Annotated in this window: 18 protein-coding genes; 9 read left to right on the forward strand and 9 right to left on the reverse strand. The window is 70.9% G+C overall.

Going from position 1 to position 21,789, the window contains the following annotated elements:
• Positions 1-7 precede the first annotated feature (7 nt).
• From WFJ36_RS16005 to WFJ36_RS16025, 5 genes are all read right to left on the reverse strand, one after another.
• Positions 8-412 (reverse strand): arsenate reductase ArsC, encoded by a 405-nt coding sequence (locus WFJ36_RS16005; RefSeq protein ID WP_071329792.1) that lies wholly within the window; start codon positions 410-412, stop codon positions 8-10.
• A gap of 81 nt (positions 413-493) precedes the next feature.
• Positions 494-883 (reverse strand): DUF779 domain-containing protein, encoded by a 390-nt coding sequence (locus tag WFJ36_RS16010; RefSeq protein ID WP_292786583.1) that lies wholly within the window; start codon positions 881-883, stop codon positions 494-496.
• 71 nt (positions 884-954) lie between these two features.
• Positions 955-2,505 carry an acetaldehyde dehydrogenase ExaC gene (gene exaC / locus WFJ36_RS16015; RefSeq protein ID WP_336643692.1) on the reverse strand — a complete coding sequence of 517 codons (1,551 nt, stop codon included), beginning with the start codon at positions 2,503-2,505 and terminating at the stop codon, positions 955-957.
• 171 nt (positions 2,506-2,676) lie between these two features.
• Positions 2,677-3,999: a GAF domain-containing protein gene (locus tag WFJ36_RS16020; protein ID WP_292786580.1), complete on the reverse strand. Its 1,323-nt coding sequence runs from the start codon at positions 3,997-3,999 to the stop codon at positions 2,677-2,679.
• An 80-nt stretch (positions 4,000-4,079) separates the two neighbouring features.
• A complete protein-coding gene (locus WFJ36_RS16025; protein ID WP_071329788.1) occupies positions 4,080-4,646 on the reverse strand; it encodes a TetR/AcrR family transcriptional regulator in 567 nt (188 codons plus the stop codon).
• A gap of 70 nt (positions 4,647-4,716) precedes the next feature.
• Between WFJ36_RS16025 and WFJ36_RS16030 the strand changes: the two genes are divergently transcribed.
• The 5 genes from WFJ36_RS16030 (at position 4,717) to treZ (ending at position 11,942) form a co-directional block, all read left to right on the forward strand.
• Complete coding sequence (locus tag WFJ36_RS16030) at positions 4,717-5,286, forward strand: dihydrofolate reductase family protein (RefSeq protein WP_071329787.1); 570 nt, start codon at positions 4,717-4,719, stop codon at positions 5,284-5,286.
• 104 nt (positions 5,287-5,390) lie between these two features.
• Positions 5,391-5,675 carry a hypothetical protein gene (locus WFJ36_RS16035; protein WP_071329786.1) on the forward strand — a complete coding sequence of 95 codons (285 nt, stop codon included), beginning with the start codon at positions 5,391-5,393 and terminating at the stop codon, positions 5,673-5,675.
• Positions 5,672-7,846, forward strand: coding sequence for a glycogen debranching protein GlgX (gene glgX, locus WFJ36_RS16040; protein WP_071329785.1), 2,175 nt, complete (start codon positions 5,672-5,674; stop codon positions 7,844-7,846). The genes WFJ36_RS16035 and glgX overlap by 4 nt, the downstream gene beginning before the upstream one ends.
• On the forward strand, positions 7,843-10,191 hold the full coding sequence (gene treY, locus WFJ36_RS16045) for a malto-oligosyltrehalose synthase (protein WP_071329784.1): 2,349 nt from the start codon (positions 7,843-7,845) through the stop codon (positions 10,189-10,191). Before glgX ends, treY begins: the two co-directional genes overlap by 4 nt.
• Positions 10,188-11,942 (forward strand): malto-oligosyltrehalose trehalohydrolase, encoded by a 1,755-nt coding sequence (treZ, locus tag WFJ36_RS16050; RefSeq protein WP_071329783.1) that lies wholly within the window; start codon positions 10,188-10,190, stop codon positions 11,940-11,942. The genes treY and treZ overlap by 4 nt, the downstream gene beginning before the upstream one ends.
• A gap of 88 nt (positions 11,943-12,030) precedes the next feature.
• Here the strand turns inward: treZ and WFJ36_RS16055 are convergent, their stop codons facing one another.
• Positions 12,031-13,458, reverse strand: coding sequence for a CCA tRNA nucleotidyltransferase (locus WFJ36_RS16055; protein ID WP_336643693.1), 1,428 nt, complete (start codon positions 13,456-13,458; stop codon positions 12,031-12,033).
• A gap of 142 nt (positions 13,459-13,600) precedes the next feature.
• Between WFJ36_RS16055 and WFJ36_RS16060 the strand changes: the two genes are divergently transcribed.
• The 4 genes from WFJ36_RS16060 (at position 13,601) to WFJ36_RS16075 (ending at position 18,353) form a co-directional block, all read left to right on the forward strand.
• Positions 13,601-16,162, forward strand: a complete 2,562-nt coding sequence (locus WFJ36_RS16060; protein ID WP_336643694.1) for a metallophosphoesterase family protein — start codon at positions 13,601-13,603, stop codon at positions 16,160-16,162.
• Between the two features lie 176 nt (positions 16,163-16,338).
• Positions 16,339-16,524: a hypothetical protein gene (locus WFJ36_RS16065; protein ID WP_292789053.1), complete on the forward strand. Its 186-nt coding sequence runs from the start codon at positions 16,339-16,341 to the stop codon at positions 16,522-16,524.
• Positions 16,525-16,596: 72 nt separating this feature from the next.
• Complete coding sequence (locus WFJ36_RS16070) at positions 16,597-17,808, forward strand: alkaline phosphatase family protein (protein ID WP_336643695.1); 1,212 nt, start codon at positions 16,597-16,599, stop codon at positions 17,806-17,808.
• Complete coding sequence (locus WFJ36_RS16075) at positions 17,769-18,353, forward strand: alkaline phosphatase family protein (RefSeq protein WP_336643696.1); 585 nt, start codon at positions 17,769-17,771, stop codon at positions 18,351-18,353. Before WFJ36_RS16070 ends, WFJ36_RS16075 begins: the two co-directional genes overlap by 40 nt.
• A gap of 81 nt (positions 18,354-18,434) precedes the next feature.
• Here WFJ36_RS16075 and WFJ36_RS16080 read toward each other — a convergent pair whose 3' ends face one another.
• From WFJ36_RS16080 to WFJ36_RS16090, 3 genes are all read right to left on the reverse strand, one after another.
• Complete coding sequence (locus WFJ36_RS16080) at positions 18,435-19,085, reverse strand: dihydrofolate reductase family protein (protein ID WP_071329778.1); 651 nt, start codon at positions 19,083-19,085, stop codon at positions 18,435-18,437.
• Between the two features lie 97 nt (positions 19,086-19,182).
• Positions 19,183-20,241, reverse strand: coding sequence for an LLM class flavin-dependent oxidoreductase (locus WFJ36_RS16085; RefSeq protein ID WP_071329777.1), 1,059 nt, complete (start codon positions 20,239-20,241; stop codon positions 19,183-19,185).
• A gap of 28 nt (positions 20,242-20,269) precedes the next feature.
• Complete coding sequence (locus WFJ36_RS16090; RefSeq protein ID WP_442927877.1) at positions 20,270-21,778, reverse strand: class I SAM-dependent methyltransferase; 1,509 nt, start codon at positions 21,776-21,778, stop codon at positions 20,270-20,272.
• Positions 21,779-21,789 lie beyond the last annotated feature (11 nt).

Consider the following 21,789-nt stretch of genomic DNA (forward strand, 5'->3'; position numbering starts at 1 on the left):
GCGCCGGTCAGAGCAGCTCGGCCACGAGGGTCTCGATGCGACCGCGGATGTCGTCGCGGATCGGCCGGACGGCATCGATCCCCTGGCCGGCGGGGTCGTCGAGCACCCAGTCCTCGTAGCGCTTGCCGGGGAAGAACGGGCACGCGTCACCGCAGCCCATCGTGATCACGACGTCCGACGCCTGCACGGCCTCGGTCGTGAGCACCTTCGGCTGCTCGGCTGTGATGTCTATGCCGACCTCCCCCATCGCCGCCACTGCGACGGGGTTGATCTCCGCGGCGGGCATCGACCCGGCGGAGCGCACCTCGATGCGGTCGCCGGCGAGGTGCCGGAGGAAGCCGGCGGCCATCTGCGAGCGCCCCGCGTTGTGGACGCAGACGAAGAGGACGGAGGGTCGGTGTGGTGCGTTCACGGGGCCAGCGTATCCCGTTCGAATCGCCTGATTGGCTGCATCTCCGGCCGAAATGGGACCAATCGGGCGATTCGAAGGCCCTCAGGCGAGGCCGAGGCCCGCCAGCTCCGCGGGGTCGAGCATGCGCGACCGGATGAGGAACCGCATTCCCGTGGGACCTTCGACGCTGAATCCGGCGCCGCGTCCCGGCACGACATCGATCGTCAGGTGCGTGAACTTCCAGTACTCGAACTGCGAGGCCGACATGAAGACCTCGACGGGATCGTCGAGGCCGACGTCGAGGGCGCCGAGGAGCACGTCGCCGGGCCCGGTGAGGAACATCCCCACCGGATAGCACATGGGTGCGGAGCCGTCGCAGCAGCCGCCGGACTGGTGGAACATGAGCGGCCCGTGCTGCGCGGTGAGCTCGCGGACGAGCGCGGCGGCGGGCTCGGTCACCGCGACACGGGCGGGCGGGGATGGGTCGGCCACAGCCACTCCTTCCGGGGTGCCGGGTGCCGGACAACGCGGCGAGCGCCGTCCGACACCCGGGCGCGGGCGGATCAGAAGAAGCCCATCGGGCCGTCCGCGTACGAGACGAGGAGGTTCTTCGTCTGCTGGTAGTGGTCGAGCATCATCTTGTGGTTCTCGCGACCCACCCCCGACTGCTTGTACCCGCCGAACGCGGCATGCGCCGGGTACTGGTGGTAGGTGTTCGTCCAGACGCGGCCCGCCTCGATCGCCCGGCCCGCGCGGTACGCCGTGTCGCCGCTGCGACTCCACACCCCGGCGCCCAGGCCGTACAGGGTGTCGTTCGCGATCGAGATCGCGTCGTCGAATTCATCGAACGACGTCACGGAGAGCACGGGGCCGAAGATCTCCTCCTGAAAGATCCGCATGTCGTTCGTCCCCTCGAACACGGTCGGCTGCACGTAGAAGCCCTCGCTGAGGTCGCCGCCGAGGTCGGCGCGCTCGCCTCCCGTGAGCAGCCGGGCGCCGCCCTGCTTCCCGATGTCGATGTAGCTGAGGATCTTCTCGAGCTGATCGTTCGATGCCTGCGCGCCGATCATGGTCGCGGGGTCGAGCGGATTGCCCTGCACGACCTTCTTCACGCGCTCCAGGCCGTCGGCGAGGAAGCCGTCGTAGATCGAGCGCTGGATGAGCGCCCGCGACGGGCAGGTGCAGACCTCACCCTGGTTGAGCGCGAACATCGTGAAGCCCTCGAGCGCCTTGTCGTAGAACAGGTCGCTCGTGGAGCGGGCGACGTCCTCGAAGAAGACGTTCGGGCTCTTGCCCCCGAGTTCCAGGGTGACGGGGATGAGGTTCTGCGAGGCGTACTGCATGATGAGTCGGCCGGTCGTGGTCTCCCCGGTGAAGGCGACCTTGCGGATGCGCTTGTGCTGGGCGAGCGGGGCGCCGGCCTCGATGCCGAAGCCGTTCACGATGTTGACGACCCCGGCCGGCAGCAGGTCGCCGATGATGTCGAACAGGAACAGGATCGACGCGGGCGTCTGCTCCGCGGGTTTGATGACGATGCAGTTGCCCGCGGCGAGCGCCGGCGCCAGCTTCCACACGGCCATGAGGATCGGGAAGTTCCAGGGGATGATCTGCCCCACGACGCCGAGGGGCTCGTGGAAGTGGTACGCGACGGTGTTCTCGTCGAGCTGGCTGATGCCGCCCTCCTGCGCGCGGAGCACCCCGGCGAAGTAGCGGAAGTGGTCGATCGCGAGCGGGATGTCGGCGGCGAGGGTCTCCCGCACGGGCTTGCCGTTCTCCCACGTCTCGGCGACCGCGATCTCCTCCAGGTGCTGCTCCATCCGGTCGGCGATGCGGTTCAGGATCACGGAACGTTCCGCGGGGCTCGTCTTGCCCCAGGCGGCGAAGGCCTTCCAGGCGACGTCGACGGCGCGGTCGATGTCCTCGACCGTCCCGCGCCCGACCTCGGTGAACGGCTTGCCGTTGACGGGACTGATGTTCTCGAAGTACTGGCCCTTGGCGGGTTCGACGAACTCGCCGCCGATGTAGTGGCCGTAGCGGGGCCGATAGTCCGCGAGGGCTCCGGGCTGCCCGGGCGCCGCGTAGGCGAGGGACACGTCTTCTTCGACGATGGTCATGGGGGTCTCCTTCGACGGGGCGCCGCGGCATCGGTGCCGCGGTGTTCCCTCGACGCTAGGCCGCTCCCCGTTGCACTCCCGGTGCGCAACGTTGCAGCCGGTTGCACCCCCGTTCGAATCGCGCACTGTGCTGCATCCGCGGCCGGAATGGGACCAATCGGGCGATTCGAATCAGGTGAGGCGCTCGATCCGGGTCACGAGGCCGGCACGACGCGGCGAGCGCGCCGGAAGCATCTCCAACGCGAGCCGCAGCACCTCCGCGTCCTCGCTCCCCTCGGGGGTGTCGGCGTAGGCGAGCAGCACGTCCAGACTCGCCCCCGACAGCATGACCTCCCGCAGCGCCGCACGGACCGAGTCACGGAACTCCTCGACGCCGGGCGAGGCCGACTCCGGCAGCACCGGACCCCGATACGCCGTCAGAGCGACCCGGTGAGCCCCGCGGTCGAGCAGGGACAGCACGTCGTGGGCGTCGGTCTCCAGCGGCACCGGAAGACGATAGGGGCGGGACTCCGGCACGAGGTCGGGGGCCGCCCGCTCCAGCACCTTCCGCAGGCGCACCATCTCCGGCCGCAGCGTGTCCGGAGAGACGCCGGGACCGTAGACGAGCTCGGCGAGCCGGTCGGCGGAGAGGCCCTGACGGTGCACAGCCAGCATCAGGAGGATGGCGGCATGCCGGGCGCTGAGCTCGGTGACCGCCTCCTCATGCGCCGACGTGGTCTCCAGCCGGGCGCGGTCGCGTCCGAGCACGTGCAGTCGTGCGCGTGCGAGGGCGTCCGGTGTCGTCCTGTTCGGCGATCGACGGGCCGGAGGCTCCGCCCTCCGCTGCAGTCGCGCCACGAGGAGCTCGGATTCGACCGCTCGCGCCGTCGCGTCGACGAGCAGCCGCGCCTGCGGGGTCACCACCTCCGGCCCCCCGGTGATGTCGATCACGCCCAGGACCCGCTGCGTCTCCGGGTCGCGCACGGGAGCGGCGCTGCACGACCACGGGTGCACCAGCCGGTTGTAGTGCTCGGCCCCGCGGATCTGCACCGACCGCTCCAGGGCGAGAGCGGTACCGGGGGCGCTCGTGCCCACGGCGTCCTCCGCCCAGTTCGCGCCGGCGACGAACCCCATGCCCTCGGTGAGGGACCGCAGCTGCGCGTCGCCCTCGATCCACAGCAGGCGCCCGGCCTGGTCCCCGACGGCGATCACGACCCCCGAGTCCTCGGAGTCACCGGGAAGCAGCAGCGCGCGGATCATCTCCATCGCGGAGGCGAGCGGATGGGCCAGGCGATAGGCGTCGAGCTCGTCCTCGTGCAGATCGAGCGGCGGCAGCCCCTCCGGGCCGACGCGACGACGCCACGACCGCTCCCACGACTCGCGCACGAGCGGACGCACCTCGCGGAGACGGTGATCGTCGAGATTGCCGGCGATGAGCTCCTCGTGCGCACGCTCGACGAGGAGGCGAGACGCCGTCGGCGACGCCTCCCGCGGATCGTGCCACGTCGCAGACACGCGTTCTCCGTTCCTGGCGCCGGGAGCGTGCCCTCAGTGTACGAGCAGGATCGACCCGGGGGAACAGCGGGCGGCGGCGGTCAGGGCAGCAGCCCGGCCACGAGATCGTCGATCACGTCGTCAGTCGAGGTCTCCGGGTCGATCGGGGTGGTGAGCCGGTCGAGCAGCAGACCATCGATCGCGTAGTGGAACAGGGCGATCTCGCGGCGTCCTCCCGGGAGGCCCGCCGCGACGTTGAAGGCCACGTCCGCCTCGAAGCCGGCGCGTTGCCAGGCCCCGAGCACGGCGGCGAGCTCCGGACGACGAGCGCTCTCGAGCCGCAAGGCGAACAGGGCGAGGGTCACATCGCGATCGACGGTGAGGCGGCGCACGATGTCCCGGAGGTAGTCGGCGAACAGCTCCCGGCTGGGCGTGATCTCCGCCCTCCGCTCCAGGTCCGCAGGCGACGGAGCCAGGCGTTCCCCGATGCGGTCGACGAGTCCCTCGATCAGCGCCTCCCTGCTGCGGAAGTAGTTCGACGTCGTGCCCGCGGGGACCTCCGCCTCGGCGTCGACCGCGCGGTGTGTGAGCCCCCGGGATCCCTCGCGGGCGAGCACCGCCAGCCCCGCATCCGCGATCTGCCGTCGTCGCGGCTCGTTCCTCGCCATGCCGCCACCCTAGCGCAATCACTACGACTGTTGTACTCTCAACCGCAACAGATGTAGTGATTGGAGAACCATGCGTGAGCTCGTGTACTACGCCGCGGTGACCCTGGACGGGTTCATCGCCGGTCCGAACGGAGAGTTCGACGCCTTCCTCGTCGAGGGCGACCACATGGACGGCATCAACGCCCGCTTCGCCGACACCCTGCCGACCGTGGCCGCCGAAGCCCTCGGCATCCCGCAGCGCAACGACGTGTTCGACACCGTGCTGATGGGCAGCAACACCTACGAGGTGGGCGGGCTCGCGAGCCCGTACAGGCATCTGCGTCAGATCGTCTTCAGCCGCACCCGCACCGCCGAGGCCGAGAACCTCGAGGTGACGGCAGAGGACCCGGTGCAGGTCGTGCGACGGCTCAAGCGTGAGGAGGGCGGCGCGATCTGGCTGTGCGGCGGCGGGGCTCTCGCGGCGACGCTGGCCGACGAGATCGACCGGCTCATCCTGAAACGGCAGCCGCTGCTCTTCGGATCCGGCATCCCGCTCTTCGGGGACCGCCCCTATCGTCCGGAACGGTTCGAGGCTGGGGAGACGACCCCCTACGGATCGGGCGTCGTGGTGACGGAGTACGTGCGACGGCGCGGGGAGTGATCCTGCCGTCGGGGGTGCGTAGCCGGTCGAGGCCCGGATGGCAATACCGTTCTCGAATCCGTTCCCGGTTCCTATCGTGGTCCCATCACGAGTCAGGAGGCGCCATGAACGTCCACATCCCCACCAGCACTGGCTCCTCGCAGCGCGCCGACGCGGCCCACCCCGCCGCGACCGAGCCGGCCTGCGAGCGGATAGACTTCGACCGGTACGTCGTCGCGCACGACGCTCCCGTCGGGTACATCGAGGTCGTGCCGCCGCTCTATGTCTGCTACCTCGGACACCCGTATCCTCGGGCTGTGGAGATCGCTCAGGTGTACGACTACGACCATGCCGTCAGCATCGTCAGTGCCATGGCCGCGGGTTCGCGCGACCACGCCCTCGCCGGATGAGCCGCGAGGTCTGGCCCGGGTCCGCGTACCCGCTGGGGGCCACCTTCGACGGTCAGGGCACCAATTTCGCCCTCTTCAGCGAGGGCGCGGAGCGCGTAGAGCTCTGCCTCTTCGACGCGGACGGCACGGAGACACGGGTGCCGCTCACCGAGGTCGACGCGTTCGTCTGGCACGGCTACCTGCCCACGGTGCAGCCGGGACAGCGCTACGGCTACCGGGTGCACGGTCCCTACGACCCGGCCCAGGGGCAGCGGTTCAACCCGAACAAGCTGCTCCTCGACCCGTACGCGAAGGCCGTCGCCGGCGAGATCGACTGGGGACAGTCCCTGTTCGGCTACGACTTCGGCGACCCCGACTCCCGCAACGACGACGACTCCGCGGCCGCGATGGCGAAGGGCGTCGTCGTCAGCCCGTTCTTCGAGTGGGGCGGCGACCGGCCGCTGAAGACGCCGTACGCCGAGACGGTGATCTACGAGGCCCATGTGAAGGGGCTCACCCAGCGGCATCCCGAGGTGCCGGAGGAGCTGCGCGGGACCTACGCCGGCATCGCGCACCCGGCGGTCATCGAGCACCTCCAGCGCCTCGGCGTGACCGCGCTGGAGCTGATGCCCGTGCACCAGTTCGTCAACGACTCGGTGCTGCAGGACAAGGGCCTGTCGAACTACTGGGGCTACAACACCCTCGGGTTCTTCGCCCCCCACAACGCGTACGCCGCCGGCGGCCAGGACGGCCAGCAGGTGCAGGAGTTCCGCGCCATGGTGCGCGCGCTCCACGAGGCCGGCATCGAGGTCATCCTCGACGTCGTCTACAACCACACCGCGGAGGGCAACCACCTCGGTCCGACTCTCTCGATGCGCGGGATCGACAACGAGGCGTACTACCGGCTCGAAGAGGACAAGCGCTACTACACGGACTACACCGGCACGGGCAACAGCCTGAACGCGGGCAACCCGCACGCCCTGCAGCTGCTCATGGACTCGCTGCGCTACTGGGTGACCGAGATGCACGTCGACGGCTTCCGCTTCGACCTCGCGGCGACCCTCGCCCGCGAGTTCTACGACGTCGACCGCCTCGCCGCGTTCTTCGAGCTCGTGCAGCAGGATCCGATCGTCTCGCAGGTGAAGCTCATCGCCGAGCCGTGGGACATCGGCCCCGGGGGCTATCAGGTGGGCAACTTCCCGCCGCAGTGGACGGAGTGGAACGGCAAGTACCGCGACACCGTCCGCGACTTCTGGCGCGGCGAGCCGCAGGCCCTCGGCGAGTTCGCCTCGCGCCTCACCGGCTCCGCCGACCTGTACGAGCACTCCGGCCGACGACCCGTCGCCTCCATCAACTTCGTCACCGCGCACGACGGCTTCACGCTGCGCGACCTCGTCTCCTACAACGAGAAGCACAACGAGGACAACGGCGAGGACAACAACGACGGCGAATCCCACAACCGCTCCGACAACATGGGCGCGGAGGGGCCGACCGACGACATCGACATCAATCGCCGCCGCGCACGCCAGCAGCGGAACTTCCTCGCGACGCTGCTGCTCTCGCAGGGCGTGCCGATGATCTCCCACGGCGACGAGCTCGGCCGCACGCAGCACGGCAACAACAACGGCTACGCACAGGACAACGAGCTCACCTGGATCGACTGGGAGGCCGCCGACCTGCCGCTCGTGGAGTTCACCGCGGCGGTGGCACGGCTCCGGCACGAGCATCCGACCTTCCGCCGCAGCCGCTTCTTCGACGGACGCCCGGTGGCGGATGAGGACGGCGAGCGCATCCCCGACGTGGTGTGGCTGCGCCCGGACGGAGCGCGCATGACGCCGGAGGACTGGGACTCGGGCTTCGGCCGCTCTGTCGGCATGTTCCTGAACGGCCGCGGGATCCGCGAGAACGACCGGCGAGGGCGACCCGTGGAGGACGTGAACTTCCTCGTCTACTTCAACAGCGGCGACGAGCCCGTCGACCTCGCCCTACCGGACGATCGCCACGGTGCGGAATGGCTCGTCGCGGTGGACACCGCCGGCGAGCTGGGCGACCGGAACCTCCGGGCGCGCGACACCGTGCCGCTCGAGGGCAAGGCCATGCTCGTGCTGCAGGAGATCGACGGCGAGCCGGTCGACACCGACGACTCCGTCGACGCCTCGCTCCGCGCGCAGAGCGAGCAGGCCGCCTCGTGACCGACAGGCCGCTGTCGACCTATCGCCTTCAGATCAGCGGCAGCTTCCCCCTCGAAGCGGCGGCCGATGTGGTCGGCTACCTCGCCGAGCTGGGGGCGTCGTGGGCTTATCTGTCGCCGCTGCTGGCGGCGACCCGCGGTTCGAACCACGGCTACGACGTGGTCGACCACGGGCGCGTCGACCCCGACCGCGGGGGCGAGGAGGGCCTCGTGCGCTTCGCCTCGGCGGCGCGCACGGCCGGCCTCGGCATCCTCGCCGACATCGTGCCCAACCATGTGGGCGTCGCGGTGCCGCGGCAGAATCCATGGTGGTGGGAGGTGCTGCGGCTCGGGCGGGAGACCCGCCGCGCCGCGGCGTTCGACATCGACTGGGCGGCGGGCGGCGGACGCCTCCTGCTCCCGCTGCTGGGCGGGACCCCGGAGGAGGTCGTCGCGAAGGGCGAACTGGTCGTCGACACGACACCGGCCGCCGATGCACCGGACGGCGTGCTGCGCTACTTCGAGCACGAACTCCCGCTCGCCCCCGGCACCGCGGCGCTGGCCGACGACCTCCCGGCACTCCTGGCCGCCCAGAACTACGAGCTGCGGTTCTGGCAGGACCAGAACACCGATCTCACCTACCGCCGGTTCTTCGCGGTCTCCGAGCTCGCCGGCATCCGGGTCGAGCGCCCCGACGTCTTCGCCGAGTCGCACCGGGAGATCCTTCGCTGGCTCCGGACCGGACTCGCGGACGGTCTACGGGTGGACCACCCGGACGGCCTCGTCGACCCCGGCGCGTACCTGGAGCAGCTCGCCGACGCGACCGGACGCGCGTACACGCTCGTGGAGAAGATCCTGGAGCCCGGCGAGGCCCTGCCGGCCTGGTGGCGGACCGACGGCACGACCGGATACGACGCGCTGGCCGAGCTCGACCGTCTGTTCGTCGACGCGGAGGGCGTGGCGGCGCTGGACCGGCTGGACGCCCGGCTCCGTGCGGAGACCGGCCTCCCGGACGCGCTCCCCTGGCACGACCTCATCCACGACACGAAGCGGATGATCGCCGACACGCTCCTGGCCGCCGAGGTGCGCCGACTCGTCCGCACGCTTCCCCACGGGATCGTGCACGCGGACGACGCCCTGGCCGAACTCCTCGCCTGCTTCCCCGTGTACCGCTCCTATCTCCCGGAGGGCCGCGAGCACCTGCGCGCCGCCTTCGCGGACGCTCGGCGGCGGCGCCCGGATCTCTCCGCCGCTTTCAGCGCGCTCGAACCGCTCCTGGTCGACCCCGCCCTCGAGGTCGCGCAGCGGTTCCCCCAGGTGAGCGGCGCCGTGATGGCGAAGGGCGTTGAGGACACCGCGTTCTACCGGTTCACGCGCCTCGGAACGCTGACCGAGGTCGGCGCCGATCCGTCGATCCCCGCCCTGTCGGTCGAGGAGTTCCACGACGCGCAGCGGGCACGACTGGCGGCCTGGCCGCACTCGATGACGACCCTCTCCACGCACGACACGAAGCGCTCGGAGGACGTACGGGCACGCCTGTCGGTGCTCTCGGAGATCCCGGAGCGGTGGGGCGAGGTGCTGGCGGAGCTGCGCGCCGTCGCGACCACCGGACACGGTCCTCTCGACGCGCTGATCTGGCAGGCCGCCGTCGGAGCCTGGCCGCTCCCCTCCGACCGGCTCCTCGCCTATGCCACGAAGGCCGCCCGCGAGGCCGCCGAGCGGACCACCTGGCAGCATCCGGACGCGACCTTCGAGGAGGGCCTGGCCGCGATCGCCCGGTCCGTCGAGGGCGACGCCGCGCCGATCCTCGACCGTTTCGTGGCGGAGATCGTCGATGCGGGCCGTTCCAACTCCCTCTCCGCCAAACTGCTGCAGCTCACCGGTCCCGGCGTGCCGGACGTCTACCAGGGCACCGAGCTGTGGGACCTCTCGCTCGTCGACCCCGACAACCGTCGACCCGTCGACTTCGCTCTGCGCGCCCGGATGCTGCGGGAGCTCGACGCGGACCACGCCCGCGGTGTGCTCCCGCCGATCGACGACTCCGGTGCCGCGAAGCTGCTGGTGACCTCGCGGGCCCTGCGGCTGCGGCGAGACAATCCGGAGCTGTTCCGCTTCTACCGGCCGGCCGTCGTCGAGGGTGCGGCCGCGGACCACGCCGTCGCCGTGCATCGCGGCGGCGCGACCGCCGTGGCCACGCGGCTGCCGGTCGCGCTGGCGCGCCGCGGGGGCTGGGGCGACACCGTCCTGATGCGCCCGGAGCTGCCGGGGACGGATCTCCTCACCGGTCGGCGGATCCCGCCCGGACCGGTGCGGCTGGCGGAACTGCTCGATACGTATCCGGTCGCGCTGATCGAGCTGGCCCGATGATCTCGGTGTGGGCGCCGCGGGCGACCCGTGTGCGGGTACGGCGCCTCGACGCCGCGGGCGCGACCGTGGAGGAGCGCGCACTCACGGCGGGGGCCGAGGGGCACTGGACCACCGATCTGGTCCTCGCGGACGGGGAGCGCTATGGCTTCCTGCTGGACGACGGCGACGACCTCCGCCCGGACCCTCGGTCGCGTCGTCAGCCGGACGGCGTGCACGGGGCCTCGGCGGCTTTCGACCCCGCGGCCTTCGCCTGGACCGACGCCTCCTGGACCGGACGGCAGCTCGCGGGCGGGCTGATCTACGAACTGCACCTCGGCACCTTCACGCCGGAGGGCACGCTCGACGCGGCGATCGGCCGCCTGGCGCACCTCGTCGACCTCGGCGTCACCCACGTCGAGCTGCTCCCGGTCAACGCCTTCAACGGGCGCTGGAACTGGGGATACGACGGCGTGCTCTGGTACGCGGTGCAGGAGGAGTACGGCGGTCCGGCGGCCTACCAGCGGTTCGTCGACGCCGCCCACGCACACGGGCTCGCCGTCGTGCAGGACGTGGTCTACAACCACCTCGGTCCGAGCGGGAACTACCTCCCCCTCTTCGGTCCGTACCTGCGCGAGGGCGAGAGCAACACCTGGGGCGACTCGGTGAACCTCGACGAGGACGCGGTGCGCGAGTACATCCTCGACAACGCCCTGATGTGGCTGCGCGACTTCCACGTCGATGGACTGCGGCTCGACGCCGTGCACGCCCTGCACGACCGGCGGCCCGTGCACCTGCTGCGCGAGCTCTCCGAACGCGTGGACGCCCTCTCCGCGCAGCAGAATCGGCCGCTGACCCTCATCGCGGAGTCGGACCTCAACGATCCGACGCTCATCCTGCCGCGGGAAGCCGGGGGCTACGGACTCACGGCGCAGTGGTCGGACGACTGGCACCACGCCGCGCACGTCGCGCTCACCGGGGAGACCGCCGGGTACTACGCCGACTTCGCCTCAGCCGACGCGGTGACCAAGGTGACGGAGGGCGGCTTCTTCCACGACGGCACCTTCTCGTCCTTCCGCGACCGTCCGCACGGGTCCCCGATCCCGGCCGAGGTGCCGAGCTGGCGGCTGGTGACCTTCGCGCAGGACCACGACCAGATCGGGAACCGCGCCGCCGGGGACCGGCTCTCCGCCGCTCTGTCCCCCGACCGGCTCGCGGTGGCCGCCGTGCTCACCCTGACGGCCCCGGGCACCCCGATGCTCTTCATGGGCGAGGAGTGGGGCGCGACGACACCGTGGCAGTTCTTCACCTCCCACCCCGAGCCCGAACTCGGCCGCGCGGTCGCGGAGGGGCGCACGGCGGAGTTCGCCCGCATGGGCTGGGATCCGGATGCGGTCCCCGACCCCCAGGACCCCGCCACCTTCCACCGCTCGCGCCTCGACTGGGCGGAGGCCGAGGCGCCGGTGCACGCCCGGCTGCTGGCGCTGTACCGCGACCTGGCGCGACTGCGGCGAGCGCGACCGGAGCTCACCGACCCGGACTCCGCGCACGCGGCGGTCGAGGTCCGAGAGACGGACGGCCGCCCCGAGCACCGCGTCTACCGCATCGATCGCGGAGGAGTGTCGGTGCTCGTGAACCTCTCCCCCACCCCCGCCTCGTTCCCCGTCCCCGCCGCGTCCGAGATCCTCCTCACAACCCTCCCCACATCGCGCACCCCCACGCGCACCCCCACGCTCCTGACTCTCCCCCCGGACGCCGCCGCCATCATCAACTGAGGTCGACCCACCCCTCTGCGGTCGTCCCGGCCCTCTACGTGCGGTCGGAAGGGGCCGGGAGGCACGCAAGGGGGTGGGTCGGCAGGAGTCAGCCGCGCGAAGCCCACCACTCCCGGAGGCGCTGCTCCGCGACGTCCTCGCCCACCACGCCCTCATCGAGGCGCAGATCGAGGAGGAACCTGTACGCCTCGCCGACCTCCCGGCCCGGAGAGATGCCGAGCACCTCCTGGATGCGGTTGCCGTCGAGCTCGGGACGGATCGCATCGAGCTCCTCCTGCTCGCGAAGAGCCGCGATCCGGGACTCGATGTCGTCGTAGGCGGCGGCGAGGCGGGCGGCCTTGCGCTTGTTCCGCGTGGTGACGTCGGCGCGCGTGAGGATGTGCAGCCGCTCCAGCAGGTCCCCGGCGTCGCGGACGTAGCGGCGCACGGCGGCATCCGTCCACGCCCCCTCCGCATAGCCGAAGAAGCGCAGATGCAGCTCGATGAGGGTCGCGACGGCGTCCGTGGTCGCCGAGTCGAAGCGCAGGGCCTGCAGCCGCTTGCGGGCCATCCGGGCGCCGACGACGTCGTGGTGGTGGAACGTGACCGCGCCACCCGGCTCGAGCTTGCGCGTGCGGGGCTTTCCGATGTCGTGCAGCAGAGCCGCGATCCGCAGCGGCACGTCCGGCCCGGCTCCGGGGTTCCTGGCCTGCTCCAGCGCGATGGCCTGGCTGAGCACCGTGAGGGAGTGCTCGTAGACGTCCTTGTGGTGGTGGTGCTCGTCGACCTCGAGCTTGAGCGCGCTGACCTCGGGGAGGAACTCGTCGATGAGTCCGGTCTCCACCAGCACCCGGATGCCGCGGACGGGGTCGTCGGTCTGCATGAGGCGTACGAGCTCGGACTGCACGCGCTCCGGGCTCACGATCCTCAGGGTCTCGCGGAGCTCGGTGATCGCCCGCTCCGTGTCCTCCGCCACGGTGAAGCCGAGCTGCGCGCTGAACCGGGCGGCGCGCAGCATCCGGAGCGGGTCGTCGCCGAACGACACCCGGGGATCGGTCGGTGTCCGCAACACCCCCGCCACGAGGTCCTCGACACCGCCGGTCGGATCGACGAGCTTCACCGCGGGCACCTGGAGGGCCATCGCGTTGACCGTGAAGTCGCGGCGGACGAGGTCGCCGTCGATCGAGTTGCCGAACTCCACCGTCGGCTTCCGCGTCACGCCGTCGTAGCTGTCGGCGCGATAGGTCGTGATCTCGACCTGCTCGCCGCGCACCCGGGCGCCGATGGTCCCGAAGGCCCGACCGATGTCCCAGTGCGCGGATGCCACCGGCTTCACGATCGCGAGGATCTCGTCCGGCGAGGCACTCGTCGTGAAGTCGAGGTCGTGCGTCTCGCGGCCGAGCAGGGCATCGCGCACCGGACCGCCCACGACGGCCAGCTCGAAACCGGCTTCGTCGAAGGCCTCCGCGAGGGTGCGGACGACGGGATTCTCGGCGAGCGCGCCGAGACGCGCGAGGCCGTCGGCCATGTTGAGCATGGGTTCCAGCGTACCGGCCGCCCCTTGACGCACCCCCGTTCACCTCCCCGTCGCCTCGATGTCAGACCTCCGTCATCCGCCTCCGCTGGGCTGGGGACGCCCCGTGCGGCTGAGCACGGACACCCACCCACGAAGGACAGACATGACCTCCCCCACCCCTGCGGTGCGGTGGCGGCGTCGCGGACTGACGTCCGTCGCGCTGCTCGCCGTGCTCGGCGGCGCCGTCGTCGCCCCCGCGGCCCTCGCCGCGCCCGACCCCGAGGTGCCGACTGGATCGCTCGTCACCGGCGACACGCCCTGGCACTATCTCGACGACGGCTCCGACCCGTCACCGGCCCCGGCCGCGCTGCGCGACTGGACCCTGCCCGCCTACGACGACAGCGCGTGGAAGACCGCGCCCGGGAGCTTCGGGGCCAAGAGCGGTACGCTCGCCCCCGTCGGGCCGCACACCCCGAAGACGCTCCTCAACCACTACCTCGACGGCTCGGCGGCCCCGACGGTCCCGACCTACTTCTTCCGTACGACATTCGAGTTGGAGGCCGGCGTCGCCGAGCAGGTCGCCGTCCTGCAGAGCACCGTCACCTTCGACGACGCGCTCATCGTGTGGATCAACGGCGAAGAAGTGGCCCGCTACGTCGACGGCCGGATCACCGACACCACCAACGTCGAGTACGCCGGCGACTCCAACGGCGACCCGCTAACCAGCACGTTCAGCGCCGAGGGCGACCTGCTCCGCGACGGCACGAACACGATCGCCGTGTCGCTGTTCCAGGACCGCGCGTCGAGCTCCGACATCTACTTCGACATGTCGTCGCTCACCCTCATGAAGGCCTCCGATCCTGGCACCCCCGTCGTCGCCCCGCCGACTCGCGTCATCCTCACCCCGACCGAGAAGCCGGAGGTGTCGCAGTCGTTCTCCTGGCTCGCCGGCGACGCGTCGCACACGGTCGGCCAGGTCGAGATCGGTCTCGCGTCCGGCGGGGACACCCGCACGGTCGATGCCTACGACGCCGGAGTGGTGAACGGCAACCCGAACAAGCACTTCTCGGCCACGGTCACCGACCTCACCCCCGCCACGGTGTACCGCTACCGGGTGGGTCTCCCCGGGAGCTGGAGCGACTGGTACGAGTTCCGCACGGCGGACCCGAAGGCGAGCGACTTCCAGTTCATCTATTACGGCGACGCCCAGATCGGTCTCGACACCACATGGCCGAGCGTCGTGAAGCAGGCCGAGGCGCAGGCTCCCCGGTCGATCGGCTCCGTCCACGCGGGCGACCTGATCAACACCTCCAGCAACGAGAACGAGTGGGTCAACTGGTTCAAGGGCATGAAGGACTCGGCCGTCCGCACCAACGTGATGGCCGCTCCGGGCAACCACGAGTATTCCGGCGACAAGCTGCTCACGGCCTGGAAGGCCGCATTCGAGTACCCGCACAACAACCCGTCGACGAGCTCCATCGGCGAGCTGGCGAACCTCGCGAAGGGCGACTCCGCCGTCGCGCAGCAATACCGCGCGTTCTTCGATCACTGGAGCTCGTTCGCCGCCGAGACCGCGTACTACACCGACTACCAAGGCGTCCGTTTCATCACCCTGAACGCGACCCGCGACACGACCTTCCTCACCCCGGCCGGGCTCCCGTCCTGCACGGGGGCGGAGTGCCCGTCGTCGCAGATCGCCACCCTGTGGACGCGCTTCCAGGCCGCCTGGCTCGACCTGCTGCTGCAGAACAGCCCGTCGAAGTGGAACGTCGTCACCTTCCACCAGCCGGTCTTCTCGGCCTCGGCCGGTCGTGACGAGCCGGTGCTCCGCGCCGAGTGGCTGCCGGTGTTCCAGCGCAACGACATCGACCTCGTGCTCATGGGCCACGACCACACGTACGCCCGCGGCTACGTGAACACGGATGCGACCGAGACCCCCGGCCTCACCACGGGACCGGTCTACGTGGTCTCCAACTCCGGCGCGAAGCACTACGACCTGGAGACCGCCGAGAAGAACGTCTGGACCAACAACGGCGCCACCCAGGTGCTGCGCGGTCAGGGCGTGACGACGTACCAGGTGATCGACGTCTCGAAGAACCAGCTCGTCTACCGGTCGTATCTGGCCGAGAAGCAGCCGGACGCCACGACGGACCTCCCCGTCGGTGCCGTGTACGACACGTTCACCGTGACGAAGTCGGACGCCGGCGAGAAGTGGGTCACCGAGGCCGGCGTCACCCCGCCGGTCACGGAGGAGCCGGAGCCCGAGAAGCCGGCGACGGTGGAGCTCGGCGCATCCTCGGTCGTGGCCGGGGGCACTCTCGCGGTGTCGGGCGGCGGCTTCGCGGCCGGCGCCGAGGTCGCCCTCGAGCTGCGATCCGACCCGGTGTCCCTCGGCACGGTCACGGTCGCGGCCGACGGCACGTTCTCGCGCATTGTCACCATTCCCGCCGGAACTCCGGCGGGAACGCACACGCTCGCCGTGATCCTCCCCGACGGCACCGAGGTGACGGCCTCCCTCACCGTCACCGCGGCGGCCGGTGGCGGAGCGGTCGTCCCCGGCGAGAACGGCTCGGGTGGCGCAACCGACGGCGACCTCGCGACGACGGGCGCCGACAGCATGCCGTTCGTCATCGGGGCCATCGTGCTGCTCGCCGCCGGCCTCGGCCTGTTCGCCCTGCGTCGCCGCCGTGCGACCGCGGAGGTCGAGACGACGGAAGCCGCGTAACCGGTTCCCTCCCTCCACGGGCGCCGCCGGTCTCTCGGCGGCGCCCGTGCCGTCCCTCGCGTGCACGACTTCGGAGTTCTCGGCCGACACGCCGCACCCGGAGGGGCGGCCCCGGCGCGTCGATACGAATCTCCGAAGTCGTGCACGGCCAGGCATCCTCGCTCTAGGCTCGCGTCATGCACCGGTCTCTCCGCCGCGCCTCCGCTCTCACCGGCGCCGTCATCTTCCTCGCTATGGCACTGACAGCGTGCGTCCAGGTCGAGACCGCGTCCGATCCGACACCGACGGTCTCCGTGGGAACGTCGCCGACCCCGCGTGTGACCGGCATCCAGAGCGGCGCCAACGACTACGCCGACATCTGAATCGACGCACTCACCCGAGATCGCGAACCTAGAACGGGACGATTTCGGAGGGGACGGTCGTAGGATCGCGGCATGGTCGACGCCGACAGCCCCTCCGACGCCCCTCCCCGCGACCCCTCCCGGCGCGGATTCCTCGCCGCGGGCGGCGCCGCCCTGGCGGGAGCGGTGATCGGAGGAGCGGGAGGGGCGGCGATCGGGGCCTCCGTCGCCGGGGGACGGGACGGCTTCGCCGACGATCCGGATCCCTTCGCCGCCCTCACTCCGCGCAGCGAGCCGGGCTTCGACCACCTCGTCGTCGTGATGGGCGAGAACCGTTCGTTCGACAACCTCCTCGGCTACCTCTACACGAAGCAGAATGTGCCGCAGGGCGAGACGTTCGAGGGGCTCGACTTCGGCTCGTACAGCAACACCGCCCCGGACGGCACGGTCGTGGAGGCGCACGTCTACCGGGGCGACACCGACCGCATCATGAGCCTCCCCGATCCGGACCCGGGTGAGGAGTACCCGCACGTCAACACGCAGATCTTCGGCACCGTCGACCCGAAGACCAACGCCGACCTGTTCGTCGACCAGATGACCACGCCCTTCAACGCCCCCACCCATGGCGAGAAGGCGACGATGTCCGGCTTCCTCGAGGACTACATCATCAACTTCCGCCGGCTGCGGGACGGGAAGGAGCCGGGCCTGGACGAAGCGCGGCACATCATGGGCTCGTTCTCGCCGGAGATGCTCCCGGTGCTCTCCACCCTCGCAGCCGAGTTCGCCGTGTTCGACCACTGGTACGCGGGAGTGCCCTCCCAGACCTTCTGCAACCGCTCCTTCTTCCACGCCTCGACCTCGCACGGCTTCGTGACGAATCAGGGGGGCGGCGGCTACCGGAAGTGGCTCGACGCCCCGGCCGCACCGACGGTGTTCAACCGCCTGGAAGACCGCAAGGTGAGCTGGCGGATCTACATCGACAAGCTCCAGCTGGTCTCGTTCACGGGGATGCTGCATGCGGCGGTGCTCGAGAAGTATTGGCGCACGGACCATTTCGGCACGATGGAGGACTTCTACGCCGACGCGAAGAACGGCACCCTCCCGGCGTACGCATTCATCGAGCCGCGAATGGTCTACGACCCAACGACTTCCATCCGCCGTTCGGGAAGCCGCGGGCGAGCGTGGTCGACGGCGAGCCTGTGTACGACAGCGCCATCTCCGATGTGCGGGCGGGCGATCGGCTCATCCACGACGTCTACGAGGCCGTGCGCACGAGCGCGACGCCCGGCGGCTCGAACGCCGTGAACACGCTGCTGCTCATCACGTTCGACGAGCACGGGGGCTGTTACGACCACGTGCCGCCACCCGCAGCCACGAAACCCACGAAGGACACCGGCGCCGGGGAGATGGGCTTCACGTTCGACCGGCTCGGCTGTCGTGTCCCGGCGATCGCGGTGTCGGCGTACACGCGGCGCGGCACGATCATCCACGACGAGATGCACCACGGATCGGTCACGGCCACGCTGTCGCGCCTGCACGGCCTGGAGCCGCTGAACGACCGCGATCAGTCGGCCAACACGCTGCTCAACGTCGTGAACCTCGACAAGCCGCGGCACCCGGCCGACTGGCCCGTGACCACGCCCGCGTACACCCCGCCGAACCCCGAGGGCGGCACCCCGCAGCCGAACCAGGCGGATCACCTCAAGCCGCTCACTCCTCCCGCCCGCGGCCTCCTCGGGCTCCTTCTCGCCCGGTACGGCGCGCCGGGCGAGAAGGAACCGGAGACCTTCGCCGACGCGTACCGGATCCTCCACGAGCACGGCGAGGAGCTGTTCGGCCCTCCGCTCTGAGATCGCACTTCCGCACGAGGTCGCAGGGTTTCCGGGAGTTCCCGCGACCCCGGTGCAACTCTGCGACCGCGCGCCGGAGCCTCAGTCCGCGCGGGAGAACGTGATGTGAGTCACCCCGGACTCCGCGACCTCGGACGTCACGCGATAGCCGGCCTCGAGGCCCCGCAGGTCGTCCCAGAGCCGGATGCCGCTGCCGGTGAGGATGGGGGTGATGCCCACGTGCAGGTCATCGACGAGCCCGGCGCGCAGGAACTCCCGGACCGTCGTCGCCCCGCCGCCGACGCGCACGTCACGCCCTCCGGCCACGGCCACGGCTTCCCGCAGCGCCTCCTCCGGGGTCGCGGAGAGGAAGCGGAAGCTCGTGCCGTTCGCGAACTCGATCGGCGGGCGCGGCGTGTGGGTGAGGACGAACACCGGCACCTCGAACGGCGGCTCCTCGCCCCACCAGCCGCGCCACTCCGGGTCGTCCGGGTTCGCGTGGAGCCCGAACATCCCGGCCCCCATGATCTCGGCGCCGATGCCTTGGAAGTACTGCGCCGCGTACTTCTCGTCCACCCCGGTGGTGCCCGCGCCGCTCGTGTCGTGGAAGACGCGCTCCTGGAAGGTGCGGGTCGCCGTGTAGGCCGCGGTGAGTCGTCCCCAGTCCTCGCCGAAGGGGTTCTCCGGGGTCTGATCGGTCGTCGTGGCGAAGCCGTCGAGGGTGATGTTGAGGTCGACGCGCACGCGGGTCATGGTGCCTCCGAAGCGGTGGGGACGGGCGCCGGTCGGCGCGCCGTCCCCAGCGTCGGGCGTCACGCGGCCCCTGTCAAGAGCGAACCGCCGTGCCGGATCAGGCCACGGGGTCGCCCTGGACCGGACCCTCCGTGTTGGGCTTCCACCCGAGGGCCGGCGCCACGTGCTCCGCGAACGCCTCGAGCACATGCAGGTTGTACTCCGGCCCGAGCTGGTTCGGGATGGTCAGCATGAGGGTGTCCGCGGCCATGACGGCCTCGTCCTTTCGGAGCTGCTCGATGAGCACATCGGGCTCCGCGGCGTAGGTCTTGCCGAACGTGGAGCGGAACCCGTCGATGATGCCGATCTGGTCGGCGTTCTCCTCGCTGCGCAGCCCGAAGTAGGCGCGGTCCATGTCCGACACGAGCGGGAACACACTGCGGCTGACCGACACCCGCGGCGACCCGGTGTGGCCGGCGTCACGGTAGGCGGAGCGGAACAGCTCGATCTGCTCGCGCTGCAGCTCGTGGAACGGCTGCCCCGTGGCCTCGGTCACGAGCGTCGAGCTCATCATGTTGAGCCCCTGGCGTCCGGTCTCCTCGGCCGTGGCGCGCGAACCCGAGCCCCACCAGATGTGATCACGCAGCGTGGGCGACTGCGGCTCGATCGCGAGGTACTGTCCCGCGCCCACCATCCGGGGGTCGCCGGGGGCGAGTCGCTCGCCGTCGATGGCCCGCAGGAAGATCTCGAACTTCTCCCGCGCGAGCACGCTGCCGCGCTCCGGGTCCTCCTCGTCGCGGAAACCGAAGGTCTCGTAGCCGCGCAGCGCCGTCTCGGGTGACCCACGGCTCACGCCGAGCGCGATGCGCCCGTCCGCGATGAGGTCGAGCGCGGCCGCCTCCTCCGCGAACTGGAACGGGTTCTCGTAGCGCATGTCGATCACGCCGGTCCCGACCTCGATCCGCTCGGTGCGCGCGGCCATGGCCGTCAGCAGCGGCATCGGGGACGCCGCCTGGCGAGCCCAGTGGTGCACCCGCACGTAGGCGCCGTTGACGCCGAGCTCGTCGGCGCCCTCCGCGATCTCGATGGTCTGCTTCAGCATGTCGCCCGCGGTGCGGGTGGCCGAGCCGGGCACGTCGGCGTAGTGACCGAACGAGAGGAATCCGAAAGCCTTCATGGTGTATTCGAACGCATGGAAGCCGCGACTATTCCCCCGGGAGGAGGAAGCCGTCGAGCACGAGTCCTCGGATGCGCGGCTCGAGCTCCGCCCAGAGCTGCGCGAAGGGCACCTCGAAGAGGTCGGCGAGAGCGGGGGCGATCTGCAGCACCTGGAGTTCCCCGTCGCAGGCGCCGACGAACCCGGCCAGCGCCGGGTCCACCGCGACCGTCCGCGCGAACCCGCCGCCCTGACGCAGCTCGATCACGCTCGGGTCGTCGTTGCCGGGGAGCAGGTGACGCGCCTCCGTGACGTCGGGGGCCACGACGAGCGTGTCGGGCAGTCCGTCGGCGAGCGCATCGTGGGCCGTGAGGCCGAGGCCGAGCGCCGCCCCCACGTTCGCCACGGGCTGCGAGATCCGCTCCGACCGCCGCAGCGGCTCCCCCTGCCCGCGGCGGAGCAGCACGTAGCCGAAGCCGATCGCGGTCACGCCCCGCGCGGCGAAGTCGTCGAGCCACGCGGTCAGCAGCGGAGTGAACGCGGCATCGCGCGGTGTGATGCCGCCGTCCCTGATCCACAGCTCCGCGTACGCGAGGGGCGACAGCTCCTCCCGCTCCACCACCCACAGATCGAGGTCCGCGGGCACCCACGCGTCCAGCCGGGCGAGGCCCGTGATCCCCGTGCGGGACTCCCAGTTGCCGAGAAGCTGGGCGATGCCGCCGGGGGTGAGGTGGGCCGGTGCCGTGCGCACGAACTGCTCGACCAGCGCGTCTCCGACGAGTCCGCCGTCGCGATACTCGTAGGCGGGCACCCCCTCCGTGCGGGGCGTGATCACGAACGGCGGGTTTGAGACGATGAGGTCGAACGCCTCCCCGGCGACCGGCTCGAACATGCTCCCGTGACGGAACTCGATGTTCGTGACCCCGTTGAGCTGCGCGTTCAACGCGGCGTAGGCGAGGGCGCGGCGAGAGACATCGGTGGCGACGACCCGGCCGGCGCGCCGAGCGACGAGGAGCGCCTGGATGCCGCAGCCCGTGCCGAGGTCGAGCGCACGGTCCACCGCGAGCGGCACGACCGTCTCGGCGAGCGTGCGGGAGGCGCCGCCCACACCGAGCACGTGATCGGCGGGCAGCGGACCGTCGAGGGCGACCTCGTCCAGGTCGCTGGCGATCCACCACTCCCCGACGCCGTCCTCGTCGACGAACGACTGCGGGCGCAGCAGCGCGATCGGAGTCACGGAGTCGGCGTCGATCGTCGCCAGGCCCAGCGCCTCCAGACCGTCCACGCCGAGGGTGGGCAGGGCACGCTCCACCGCCGCTCGGGGCTGCGGAAGCCCGAGCACCAGGAGCCGCCCGAGGGTCGCGAGCACGCCCTCGTCCCCGGCGATCGCCCGCAGGATGGGCTCCCGCAGGCCACGGCCCAGGGCATCGTCCGCCTCCTCTCCCCAGAGGCGACGCAGGGGCTCGGAGCGAAGGTCGGCGTCGTCCAGATCCGCGGCGAGCGCGGCGCTGCGGAGCGGGTCGGGGCGGGGGGCGGGGGTGTCGGACACGGCCGTCACTCTACGCGTCT

The organism is Microbacterium sp. MMO-113 (genome assembly GCF_037148555.1).
Classification (GTDB): domain Bacteria; phylum Actinomycetota; class Actinomycetes; order Actinomycetales; family Microbacteriaceae; genus Microbacterium.